The following is a 12,783-nucleotide window of genomic DNA, read 5'->3' as shown; positions in this document are numbered from 1 at the left end:
CTTTAAAACAATCTAACGAAAAACTTCCTTAATAAATACATTTTTCTTAAAGAGGTGTTTTAACTAACTCTTTTTCTGAATTTACATGTCTTTCTGTAAATAAATTACTTTAATAAGATTCTCTTTTTCACTGTTATTCTTGTATAATATACGAAACGGTTACTTTTTCAGGAGAATCCTATGAATTTTATTTATATTAATCAAAACATATTAGATAACCTCTTTTATATCTTGGTAAGCATTTTGATTTATTACATTTTATTAGATCATGGCAGAAGGTTAAGTCAGTATGGCAAGACCCTTATTACTGCCTGCATGAGCATTCCTATTATATTATGTATGAAGTTTCCTATTTATATAGATGAATACTGTGTCCACGATTTCAGGCAAATTCCTATTATAATAGGGACACTTTATGGTGGTTGGCCTGTAGGGGCTGCCCTGTTAGTCATCATATTGACTTTTAGGTTTGCTTTTTATGGTTTCAATTTCCTTACGTTAATTGTTTATATCGTCATCTTTATTATAACGGCTCTATTTTCTTCCAAGTTCAATCATTTCAATCGAAAAAATAAGTTAAATGGCTCCATATTATTAATTTTGTTTCTAGGAATACTGACCAGCCTTATTTCACTCGGTATGTCTGATTATTTTCGTATAACGGAGGCATATGTATTTTACTTTATCATCCTCCCTCCTATCATTATCGCTTTAGCTGTATATATCATGGAAATTTTAAAAGATGCCATTTTAATCCGAACACAAATGATACGGCTTGAAAAAATGGAGGTAGTCAGTCAGCTTGCAGCCAGTATTTCACATGAAGTTAGAAATCCATTAACAGTTGTGAAAGGATTTGTTCAACTGCTAAAGGCTCCTGATTTAACACAAGAAGTGAAAGAACAATATATACAGCATGTCGTTAGAGAACTTAATAGTGCAGAATCCATTATTAGTGAATATTTAGCATTTGCAAAACCTGCAATTGAAAAAGTGGATACTATTTCGATTAACCGTGAAATAGGTTATGTACTTGAAATGATAAAACCATTGGCCAGCATGAGTTTAGTTACTATATCTGAACAGTTGACTCCAGGCATTACCAGGGGAAATGTTCAACATTTCAAGCAATGCTTCATGAACCTGATTAAAAATGGTATAGAGGCCATGCCAGACGGCGGGGAACTTAGTATTGTTTCCTATATAAATAATTTCGATATCATTATTGAAATAAGTGACAATGGAGTAGGCATGAACAAGGAACAAATAAATCGTTTTGGTGAACCTTATTACAGTTCCAAAGAAAAAGGGACAGGGTTGGGATCAATGGTAGCTGTTAAGACCATCCAAACGATGAATGGCACACTGCATATAACTAGCCTATTAAATAAGGGAACAACGATTTCAATAACCCTTCCTGTTTATCAAGAAGGTTATTCTGTAAGATAATAAAAAAGTCCGCCATTTAGGGCGGACTTTTAGTTTGTAGACAAACTCAATGAAACTCAGTTTGCCTGCAGTTTTTTTATTAAATAAGTTCAGTCGATTTCAGAAATCCGCTCCCTTTCCGCCGACTGTCTGCCAAGCCTCCTCACCGCAAGCGCCTGTGGGGTCTTGGCTAGCCAGTTATTCGGTAGGAGTGTCGCAAATTTCTTCAATCCAATAAGGATTACAGTAAAAAACGATAAAAACCGGAGCACTTTATTCGACCAGCTGCACTTTCTTGGGCCATTGACGCAGTTTATCGATCTAAACCACATAGTATTCGACCTTCACTCACTATTCGGACTCTGAACCTCTTTTATATTCAAACAGAAGTCCGCCATTTACAGCGGACTTTTAGTTTGTGACAAAAGGGGTCTATCTAAATTTTAAAAACAAAGTTGATTGGAACGGAAGGTACGAGACTCCTGCGGGAAAAGCGAGTCCAAGGGAGACCCCACAGGCGCAATGCGCCGAGGAGGCTCCCGGACCGCCCGCGGAAAGCGAGTACCTGGAGCGTAAATCAACGTTTAAATTGTACAAACCCTTAAAAAACTGTAGACAAACTCGGTGAAAACTCAGTTTGCCTGCAGTTTTTTATTTAATAAGTTCAGTCGATTTCAGAAATCCGCTCCCTTTCCGCCGACTGTCTGCCCAGCCTCCTCACCGCAAGCGGCTGTGGGGTCTTGGCTAGCCAGTTATTCGGCAGGAGTGTCGCAAATTTCTTCAATCCAATTAGGATTACAGTAAAAAACGATAAAAACCGGAGCACTTTATTCGACCAGCTGCACTGTCTTGGACCATTGACGCAGTTTATCGATCTAAACCACATAGTATTCGACCTTCACTCACTATTCGGACTCTGAACCTCTTTTATATTCAAACAAAAGGGGTTCTATCTAAATTTTAAAAACAAAGTTGATTGGAACGGAAGGTACGAGACTCCTGCGGGAAAAGCGAGTCCAAGGGAGACCCCACAGGCGCAAATGCGCCGAGGAGGCTCCCGGACCGCCCGCGGAAAGCGAGTGCCTGGAGTGTAAATCAACGGGCAAAGTTTAAAAACCTAAAAAATTGTAGAATGCTGTCATTATTTACTATTTCTGTTCAAGGCATTGATAAACCGCCATCATATCTCGTTTGTTCAGCTCACGAATCCGGGCGAAGATGGGGATATCGGCAACGGCCTCGGTACGTTCACTTTCAGCCACAACATCGCCTACTTTTCCTGTCAGCCAGGTCTGGACGTCGATGTCTTCGACGATTGCTTTACGCCCTTCATCATTGATGCCACTGGCATGACAACTCACACACGGTATCGTTAATTTATATACACCGTCATGGAGGTTATCTTCTGAAATGACTTTCTTTCCATTACAGAATGGGCATTTATGACTTGCTTTGATTTTATTGATTTGGGTCACGATTTTTTTGTAGCCAAATGTTTCATAGACATAGGTTAGTTTTTTGTATTTGCCATTGGTGAAGTATTTATCAATAATGGTTTCTCTTGTTTCGTTAATATCGGCAAAGTCACAGATGGTGATCTGGTTTTTGCTGCTGATTGCTTCGAGATTGCCTTTGATGCTGCCCCAGAATGGCAGGGTATTTTGCAAGACCACTTCATAGCCTTTGAGGCTTGCCAGTTCCAGTTCGAGCATTTTCAACGCTGCTTTTGTTTCCCGAGGAAGGAATGAGACATCATCCGTAAGTGCAATATCGCCGCCTACAATCGCTTTTAGTTTTTCCAGTTCTGGCAGCTTCCCGACCATTTTGATGACTTCATCAATTGGCTTTTGGATGATCTCGCGAATGTCTGTATCACCAAATGTCAGTTTTTTATGATGGTTCAGGATCGTTCCTTTACAGACTGGACAGGCGATCATCTCTTTTGATGCTTTCATCTGCTCTTTAATGATTGATTTCGATATGAACATATAACGTCCAATGATGAAATTGAAGCCTTCCCAAATTCTTGATGCCTTGCCCGCTTTATCATAGAAGGACCTTTCCCAATATCCATATAAGAAGGTTTGCTTTTCTGCATCTGTCATCTCATTATAGCTTTTACTGATGTCGTGACCGAGTTCATTCTTGATCTCATCAAACAGGAATTGCAGTTTTGAATGTTGATAGTATTTTAATACTTCCATCACGTCCGGATGTAATAAGCCATCCCAGAATGGCACGTTTTTGTCTTGAATGACGACATCAAATTCAAATTTTTCAATGACCCGGCGGCCCGAACAGCTTGGACAATGATTTTCTGCAGAATAGAAATCAAAGCTTCTTGTATCTTTATTGGTCGGATGTGCAGCGACTAGATGGTTGATCATCCCGCCTACTTCATAAAGAAACGTATATTGACTGTACAAATGCCGTTCAAGATCGATGGCAATCACAGGTGCGATCGTGTCGGACTCGTATTCACCATAAATCACACGAGCGATTGGTGATAAGCTTTTTAAAATGCCGCCCTTATAGACGTTCTCTGCCTTTTTGAAATAGTCCAGCTGATTTTCCTGTAAATAATGGATGCCCTTTTTTGACCGAAGTGTGGAAGAGATATGCAATGGTTCCGCTCGATCTCCGCTGTCTTTGTGACGATAATGCTCATCATGACTGACAACGTCAAGATGTTGGACAGGTGCAAGCTGTCTTTTACCAAAATCAACGATATAATCCGAGCTTTCCAGCATATAACCATTATGCTCAATCATGATGATGGAGACGGATTCATCCTCGAGGATGACCCTGACACTATCGATGAATTGGTTTAAAATGTTTTGCGATAACCCTTTTGAAGGCTCGTCAAAAATGAACAGCGTGTGTGGGTTTCTTGTCTTTGCGAACAGCTCGGAAACTAAGTGGACACATTGAAATTCACCTGTCGATAGTGTTTGTGTTTTTCTTTCTAACGTTAAATAACCAAGTCCAAGTTTGATCAATAAGCTCAAGCGTTTATGGGCGATGTCTTCCTTTGGCAATTCTTCGATGATATCTTCGATCGAACGCAGAAAAATATCATCAATTTCATCACTGTATTTCGTGAGTTTCTTTTTAATATCAAGAAACGTCGCAACGGTTGATCGACTTGTAATCGATTTGTTTCGGTCCTGCCCGACCATGACCAGCTTGTCCTTTGGATACCGCTTCTGAAAATCCTTGGAGATACATTCATTGACAAGTGTAGATTTACCGCATCCCGACTCACCCGTAAAGGTAACGAGCCTATTCTTGGGAATCCGGATTTCCTCCATTTGAATATTACGGCAGTAAAGATCCTGAAATTGATAGTATTCCGTTGGCGCCGCTTCATTGCGTTCCCAGCTGATTGGTTTGGGACGCGGTGATTCCTCAACGATTTTCCCGCCATATTTACCGCTGCCAGGTCCAAAGAACAATTGTTCATCCGTGCTATCTAACACCGTGTCTGAATGGTCAATGAGCCAAATTTGATTTTTATAACCTAATTGCTCAATCTGTTCCAAAATTTTCAAAAGGGTTTGATGATCAAGACCGACTGAGATTTCATCAATGATGATCACGGTATTTTCACTTGTTGCCATGAATTCGGCCAAATACAGCCGGGTCAATTCTCCCCCTGACACTGTCCCCATAATACGATTCAAGCCTAAATAGCCAATATTCATATTGATTATATTTTGGAGAATATGTTGTTTAGCTTCACTAATATGTAATGTCTCTGCAAGTGAAAGGATGGTTTCAATGCTTAAGTTGTTGATATCGGAAATAGTATGCGGGCGATCTAATAATTCAATGGTATATTGCTCGACGTCTTGATTGTAGCGTTTCCCCTCACACTTAGGACACTCGACATTTTTCGTCGTACCGCGTCCTTTACAGCTGGGACACCAGCCTAAGGCATTATTAAAGGAAAAAACTTCCGGAGAAAGATTGAATTTTTCAGCAAGACAAACACGAATCTCTTTAAACACACCAGTATGTGTGCCAATGGTTGAACGGGGATTGGCTGAAATGGATGATTTGCCGAGAAAAAGGACCAGCGGCATGTCTTCCATCTTGATGGCGCTGAAGTTGGTTTCCATAATATTAGGAAATAAATATTGATATTCAGACTTCGGCAATAAGGAAACGAGACGCTTCTTGGATTCTTCCCCAATGGTTTGACAAAAAGTCGTTTTCCCGGAACCGGATAACCCAGCAATTCCTAATGATTGATCGTCTGGCAGTGCTGCATCCAAATGGTTTATATTGTTCGCTATTAATCGATTTATTTTCATTTGTAACTCCCCTCCATTTTATTAAGCTCAGTCTTTCATATTAGCATAGCGACAAATGTATTTGGTGTTTTTTTAACAGGCAGCCTCCTGTCATTCTTTCACATTTCACTGCTTCAGAAACGGATGATTCATCGACAAAAACTTTATAGATTATGGCTCTTTTCGTAAAGATTGTTGTTTTTAAAACGAAACGATTTAAGGTTGATTGGAGTGGAAGTGCGAGACTCCTGCGGGAGCAGCGGGACAGGTGAGACCCCACAGGCGTTTACGCCGAGGAGGCTCAACGCCCGCCCCGCGGAAAGCGAGCATCTGAAGGGGAAATCAACCACACCGCTTTACTTGGTAAATAGCAAAAAAGTATGCGAAAACATCCTAGATTATAAAAGCCCCTCTCGACTAAGAGAAGGGCATTCTTTATGAAGTATGACCATATTTTTTCCCAATGCGCTTATTTAGTATTAGACTTTTTTGCCTTGTTTTCAAGATCGCTTTTTGGCTCAGTGGAGAATTCCACATCTTTTCCATGTCCCTGCGGGTTAACACTTGGTGCGATACGACCTCTTCCTGTCTTTTTACTCATTTCCTTCACCTCCAAGTATATTATGTCCGAACTGTTATAAATTAAAAACGAGTTGGTTTCTATAAAGATCAGCCCAATAAAAAACCTGCATAGAAACAAAGTCTACACAGGTTTCAAAACAGCTGTTTGTTGGAAGGACCTACTTTAAAGCACGGGTGTAATTTATTGTATCTTTGTTCTGAGGAATATCGCGATTTTCTTTCCCGTCAGGCTGTACCGCTCTTCCTGTATTTCCACTATAGCCTTCTTCCATGGGGCCTGGATAATGATAATGACCATCATTAACTGATTGAGTTGTTGATTCACCAGTCGTCTGGCTTCCTCCCGTGTTCACCCCATCGAGTCTTACGGATCTGTTTTCTTTCTCGTTAGTCAAATCCTCTCCTCCTTTTCTAAAGATTCTTTATAGTATTTGATAAAAGAACAATAAAATGAAAGGAGAAAAAAGGAAGCGTTATTCTGTCAGAAGAAAACGCTCCGCTGCATCGTTTTGCAAGAAAGGACTAGGTTCGCCAACCGTATATATGTGTAAGTTATGCATGGCCCTGGTACATGCGGTGTAGAACAATCTTCGCAGGCTCTCATCACCATATGTTTGCATTGATGCATCATAAATGATGACAGCATCGAATTCGATGCCCTTTGCCAAATAAGCCGGAATGACAACAACACCCTGTTCATATTCATTTGTGCCTTTCTGTACGAGTTTAAATTCACCGTGGATTCTAAGGTCATCGTATGCAGCGGCACTTTCGGCAGCGGATTTACAGATTATTGCGATGGTATTATATTCACGACTTTGAAATTCTTTGACTTTAGCCACGATTTTGCGGTGCAATTCATCACGGCTGGACACTTGAGTCAGTACTGGCTTCTCGCCTTCACGTTCGAATGCCTTTATTCGATGGCCTTCAGGAACTAGTTCACGTGTAAATTCTATAATCTGCTTTGTGGATCTGTAGCTTTGATCCAAGGTTATACTCTCGGTTTCAGTTTCTCCGTATAAACTGGTAAGAGTCTGGAAATCCACCCGTTCGCTGGCATGTGCAAATATCGCCTGATTAAAGTCACCGAGCACGGTCATCCTTGCAGAAGGAAACAACCGTTTCAAAAACTCGAATTGAAATGGAGAATAATCCTGTGCTTCGTCTACAAGCACGTATTTTATTGAGGTATTCGTTTGAAATCCTACAATTAGCTCCTTCAGCAGCAAAAATGGGGTCGCGTCTTCGTAATGCAGTTTACCTTCGTCCAGCATCTTTTGCGTTGATAAACATATTTCCCTTTCGACAGGTGTTTCACCCTCATTCCACAGTTCATTCCGTATTTGTTCGTCAAAGAGTTGCTTGTATATTTGCTTAATATTGATAAAATGAAGTGCTTTCACTCGTTTGCGTAACGTCTTCAATTTCTTGCGAACAATCATAAGCGCGAGCATTTTATGCTCTTTCTCATAATCGTCAAAGGAATCTTCAGTATGGCCGCGTTTTTTCTCTAATAGGTTGTATACCTTTTGATAGTCTTCTTTGCTAAGGTACTCGATTTCCTCCTGGACCCAAGGTTTTTTCAACTCAGACTTTTCCGTTTCATCAAGCATCTCACATAACCACTCTTTCAACTTTTCAACCCTATTGTGAAAACGTAAGGTGGTGTCCGTGTTATAAAATCTTTCCGAGATTTGTTTGGCGGAGACGAGCGTTTCCCCGCGGAACTTTAACCCTCTAAAGATCATTCCAGACCGTTCCAGTGATTGCCTGTATGTTTTGATGATCTCAAAGAAGCGAATCGATGCCTTAAATCGGATACTCGCTGTCCTGGTGCTATAGGAAGGATCATCCGCTGCAGTCAACAAAAATTCCAATTGCTCATAAGGATCCTCAACTTGAAAGGAGTCAGTCAGACGATGATCCAAGTATTCCTGGAATGTTACCTGCTGCATATTCTCTTCGCCAAGTTCGGGCAACACATTGGATACGTAGTTATTAAACATGGAGTTAGGAGAGAATAAAATGATTTGGTCGGCTTTGAGCCATTCCCGATTCTTGTAGAGCAAGTAAGCGATCCGTTGGAGGGCAGCTGATGTCTTGCCGCTGCCGGCGGCACCTTGAACAATGAGCAGACGTCCGCGATCGTTCCGGATAATCCTATTCTGCTCCCGTTGAATGGTGGCCACAATACTGTGCATATGCTTATCTGTTCCTTTGCCAAGCACCTGCTGCAGTATCTCATCCCCAATGGTGAGACTCGTATCGAACATTGATTCGATAACGCCTCCTTTGATGATATATTGCCACTTTTTCTCCAACATCCCAGAAATCATGCCTCCGGGAGTAGAGTATTGTACGGGGCCGGGAGGAAAGTCATAATAAACACTCGAAATCGGGGCCCTCCAATCGTAGACTATGAAATTTTCTCCTGTTGTATCAGTAAGAGTCGAGGTCCCAATATAAATATGTTCTGTAAGGGCAGATCCTTCTTCAGTGATATCAATCCGGCCGAAATAAGGTACTTCCTGCATGCGGCGCAGTGTAGATAACCTCTTGTAGGAATATCTATGTGCGCCTTCCCTTTCTGACAAGGCTTGAGCCTGTTGCCTTAAGCCAATGATGGTCTCGAGGTAATCATCGAAAGTATCCATATTAACCTTGAGGTCATCCCAAAAATGTTTACGGATATTAACAACTTCTTTTCTGCGCTGTGAAGTTTCTCCTTCAATTTTGCCGATTTGTTTCGTTATTGTTTCGATCACCTCATCCAAACGTTCTTGCTCCTGCCGAATTTCATCGTTCATATCAGACACTCCTTCAAAAAATAAAAATAGGGGTTGACTAGAGGTGAGTTTTACCTTATACTTATATTAAGGGGTAAACTGTTGTATTGTATTTATAAATGTGTTTCTATATTAATTTATCACATTTTCAGGACTATATCAATGTATATTGCACAACAGTTGCCATAATGAATCGTCATTTTAAACTCTAATTTAACATGTATATCCATAACCAGTTGAGCAGCGGCTTGACTGGTTATTTTTATGACTATTTGAAAAAATGCTCCGCTAGTCCTGCCTTACATAACGGCAACACCCACATCAACGGTTGATTCGTCGTTTCGATGATATGTGAATCATCTTGTCTTGACTTCATTTTGTTTGTTAGATAATGTTTAGAATAAAACTTTTTGCAGGAGAATTTATCATGAAAAAATATAAAACATGCCAGAGTTGTGGAATGCCGCTATCTAAAGATGAATTAGGTGGAGGAACTGAAAAAGATGGTAGTAAAAGCACTAAATATTGCAGTCATTGTTATATGAATGGTGAATTCACTCAAAATATTACTGCGATGGACATGCAAAAATTTGTTCAAAATCATATGATCGAAAATATGAAAATGCCTAAATTCATTGCTAAGTTTTTTTCTAGGGGCATCCCGAAGTTAGAGCGATGGAAATAATTAACTACTAGAGAACGAAACATACAAAACTCCTGCAGGAAAAGCGGAGGCTCCCGGACCACCCGCGGAAAGCGAGTGCCTGGAGTGGAAATCTATAGTAACTAATTCGCCTACAGCCTGAAGCCATCATTTATAGTGAGGGCTTGTTTGTTTTGCAGAAGTAGAAATATTGAATAATGCGAAATCAAAAAATGGATAGCCCCAAATAAGGCTATCCATCTTAATTTATGGCTCTTTTCGTAAAGATTATTGTTTTTAAAAACTAAACGATTTAAGGTTGATTGTAGCGCAAGTGCGAGACTCCTGCGGGAGCAGCGGGACAGGTGAGACCCCACAGGCGTTTACGCCGAGGAGGCTCACCGTCCGCCCCGCGGAAAGCTAGCATCTGGAGGGGAAATCAACCACACCGCTTTACTTGGTAAATAGCAACAAAGTATGAGAAAACAGCCTAATTTATAAATGCTGTTTAAGAAATCACTTCACCTTTACTCCAGCTTTAATCAAGGTAGGCGGAGTTTCTCCCTGTATTCCGGCTACAAGGTTGGTTGCTGCCAGCTTCGCCATTTTCAGGCGGGTTTCATATGTTGCGGAACCGATATGAGGCAAAGTGACGACATTCTTCATGGAAAGCAATGGATTGTCTTCCTGGACGGGCTCTTGTACAAAGACATCCAGTCCTGCCGCGTGAATTTCACCGTTTTTTAGCGCAGTGATCAAGGCTTCTTCATCCACTGTTTTCCCTCTTGAACAATTGATGAAGATGGCAGTCTCTTTCATGAGCTTGAATTCTTTTTCCCCCATCATCTTTTCAGTTTGGGGAGTCAGCGGTGTCATCAAGCAGACAAAATCAGATTGCTTTAACAGATCTTCCAGAGAACAGTATGTAGCTCCATATTTTTGTTCTGCTTCTTCGTTTCTGGATCTATTGTGATATAGGATGTTCATATCGAATCCAAAACGGGCCCTTTTTGAAACGGCGGAACCTATTCCGCCCATCCCGATAATCCCTAATACTTTATGATGGACGTCCAACCCAAATGATTTTTCTCCGATATTCGATGTCCATTGCCCTGACTTTACCATTTGATCCATCTCCGGCATTCTTCTCGCTGTGGACAGCATCAAGCCCATAATCGTATCTGCGACTGTCTCATTCAATACCTCTGGAGTGTTCGTGGCCATGATTCCTCGATTGGACAACTCGGTTATATCCAAATTGTCGTAACCAACTGACGAATTACAGACGATTTTTAATTGCGGTGCTTGATCCAGTAAAGTTTTATCCACTTTTAATCCTGAACCTAATATACCTTGTGCGTCCTTCAGCTCTTGTAGGAATTCAGAATAATTTTGTGAGTCAAGACCTTCAAAATAAACGACATCACAAGTCTCTCGAACATAATCCAACACTTCTTGATCCACTTTCTTATAGATGATTACTTTCGGTTTCATCATTAGTACCCTCACTTCCAATAAAGTAGGACCCCATCGGGATCAAATGCAGACACATGTATTTTGAAATACCTCTACCTATAATCTACCATTATTTAAAAAAAGGTTGTAGCTAATTGAATGGCGGACCAAATCGCTAAAATGGAAGCTAAAGATAGAATGATATTTTCGAACCAATTGTTTTTATATTTTCCCATCAAGCTCTTTTTATTTGATAGCACCAGCATCCCAATAGCGATAATAGGAAAACCGATGATGTTTATTGCATTTACGCCGATTGTCAATGCGATGAAACCAGGCATGCCGGGAATGGACCAAATGATTGGGGTAACCAATACAAAAATCATAACCCATTTATACATTGGATCTTTTTCATATTTACCATTGTACTTTTCGCGGCGATCCTTATTTATTACATAAAAGGCATCTACTATCAATCTAGGAAAACCAGTTGACTTGCCTACTACACTCGCGAACAATACGCCAAATACACCAAGATAGAAAATGTACCAGCCAAATTGCCCTAACGACATTTGTAATGCCATTGCCAAGTCATCAATCGTTTCCACATGAATTCCATTCGGCTTTAAAATTTCTGCCCCGACCACCCAAATGGCCAAATTAATCACGATGCAAACTCCGATGGCAAACAGCAAATCATTTCTTTGAACCTTTACATGACTCGGTTTCGTCCAGCCCTTTTCCTTCATGAAATATGGATGAACAAAGTTCGAAATCGATCCTGCCACTGCACCGATAATTGAAATCGCCACCAATAATGCTCCATGAACGCCAGTATCACTTGGAATGCTAAAACCAACTGTTCCCTTAATGATTTGCCCCGCATCCGGTGTTGCTTGAATGGCCAGGAACAAGAAGGCAATGGTCAATAACGCCAAAAGCACTTTCATGACACTTTCAATTCTATTATAAATATTCCTGCCAATAAGCATAAAAACTAATCCTACAACGACCATTGAAGCTAAGAATGGCTGGTTAACATGGAATAGGGTCGATAATACCTCTCCCGCCCCCTTAATCATATATGCATTAAAAAGATGACCCATTATTAGTGCATAACCAAACATGAAGTAACCGAAGAATGGGTGGATACGTCCATATCCTTCAAGTATGGTTAACCCCTCTGTGTTACAGAGCTGGAACCTGGCGATAACATTAACGATAAGAAAACGAAGGATTAATGACAGAGCTAAAATCCACATTAAGCTATATCCATAATCTGCCCCGGCAACCGATGAAGTAACCAGATCCCCGGCTCCAAGCCACGTTAACACGGCAAGAATCCCAGGACCATAAGATGTTTTGAACTTCGTGATGAAATTCGGCTTCTTACTTACGACCTCCGGAACAATCACAGTGGATTCAGCAAGGTTTGATTGATTTTTCAAGTTATTCACTCCATTCCAGTGAGTAATGTATCCGCTTTCATTTTTTTCTAAAGCACTCATACTTTGATAACTCTAGACATACAGATTTTGAAATTATGACAAGACCTTATACCGAATTGACATAAAGTGTACACTGCAGTATG

8 protein-coding genes are annotated in these 12,783 nt (G+C 40.6%); 2 read left to right on the top strand and 6 right to left on the bottom strand.

Annotated elements, in window-relative coordinates:
• Positions 1-180 precede the first annotated feature (180 nt).
• The gene (locus tag N0M92_RS17760) at positions 181-1,449 is read left to right on the top strand and encodes an ATP-binding protein (RefSeq protein WP_260287063.1); all 1,269 of its coding nucleotides are present in this window, start codon (positions 181-183) and stop codon (positions 1,447-1,449) included.
• Positions 1,450-2,576: 1,127 nt separating this feature from the next.
• On the opposite strand, the gene N0M92_RS17755 is transcribed toward N0M92_RS17760, so the two are convergent.
• From N0M92_RS17755 to helD, 4 genes are all read right to left on the bottom strand, one after another.
• Positions 2,577-5,744, bottom strand: a complete 3,168-nt coding sequence (locus tag N0M92_RS17755; protein WP_260287062.1) for an ATP-binding cassette domain-containing protein — start codon at positions 5,742-5,744, stop codon at positions 2,577-2,579.
• A gap of 448 nt (positions 5,745-6,192) precedes the next feature.
• Complete coding sequence (sspL, locus tag N0M92_RS17750) at positions 6,193-6,324, bottom strand: small, acid-soluble spore protein L (protein ID WP_034304091.1); 132 nt, start codon at positions 6,322-6,324, stop codon at positions 6,193-6,195.
• Positions 6,325-6,463: 139 nt separating this feature from the next.
• Positions 6,464-6,700 carry a hypothetical protein gene (locus N0M92_RS17745; protein ID WP_260287061.1) on the bottom strand — a complete coding sequence of 79 codons (237 nt, stop codon included), beginning with the start codon at positions 6,698-6,700 and terminating at the stop codon, positions 6,464-6,466.
• A 78-nt stretch (positions 6,701-6,778) separates the two neighbouring features.
• A complete protein-coding gene (helD, locus tag N0M92_RS17740; RefSeq protein ID WP_260287060.1) occupies positions 6,779-9,115 on the bottom strand; it encodes an RNA polymerase recycling motor HelD in 2,337 nt (778 codons plus the stop codon).
• Between the two features lie 406 nt (positions 9,116-9,521).
• On the opposite strand from helD, the gene N0M92_RS17735 reads away from it, so the two are divergent.
• Complete coding sequence (locus tag N0M92_RS17735) at positions 9,522-9,779, top strand: zinc ribbon domain-containing protein (RefSeq protein ID WP_260287059.1); 258 nt, start codon at positions 9,522-9,524, stop codon at positions 9,777-9,779.
• A 474-nt stretch (positions 9,780-10,253) separates the two neighbouring features.
• Here N0M92_RS17735 and N0M92_RS17730 read toward each other — a convergent pair whose 3' ends face one another.
• Positions 10,254-11,231 carry a 2-hydroxyacid dehydrogenase gene (locus N0M92_RS17730; RefSeq protein ID WP_260287127.1) on the bottom strand — a complete coding sequence of 326 codons (978 nt, stop codon included), beginning with the start codon at positions 11,229-11,231 and terminating at the stop codon, positions 10,254-10,256.
• A 95-nt stretch (positions 11,232-11,326) separates the two neighbouring features.
• Entirely contained in the window at positions 11,327-12,649 is a 1,323-nt protein-coding gene (locus N0M92_RS17725) for an Nramp family divalent metal transporter (protein ID WP_260287126.1), read from the bottom strand.
• Positions 12,650-12,783: the final 134 nt, after the last annotated feature.

Origin of the sequence: Peribacillus aracenensis, assembly GCF_025175645.1 — a bacterium.
GTDB lineage: Bacteria > Bacillota > Bacilli > Bacillales > DSM-1321 > Peribacillus > Peribacillus aracenensis.
The sequence above is the reverse complement of the archived record's forward strand: the minus strand, read 5'-3'. Positions and strand labels throughout refer to the sequence as shown.

Coding starts and splice junctions, on each gene's coding strand:
- sspL (WP_034304091.1), bottom strand. CDS start 6,324: ATGAGTAAAAAGACAGGAAGAGGTCGTATCGCACCAAGTGTTAACCCG.
- N0M92_RS17760 (WP_260287063.1), top strand. CDS start 181: ATGAATTTTATTTATATTAATCAAAACATATTAGATAACCTCTTTTAT.
- N0M92_RS17755 (WP_260287062.1), bottom strand. CDS start 5,744: ATGAAAATAAATCGATTAATAGCGAACAATATAAACCATTTGGATGCA.
- N0M92_RS17735 (WP_260287059.1), top strand. CDS start 9,522: ATGAAAAAATATAAAACATGCCAGAGTTGTGGAATGCCGCTATCTAAA.
- N0M92_RS17730 (WP_260287127.1), bottom strand. CDS start 11,231: ATGAAACCGAAAGTAATCATCTATAAGAAAGTGGATCAAGAAGTGTTG.
- helD (WP_260287060.1), bottom strand. CDS start 9,115: ATGAACGATGAAATTCGGCAGGAGCAAGAACGTTTGGATGAGGTGATC.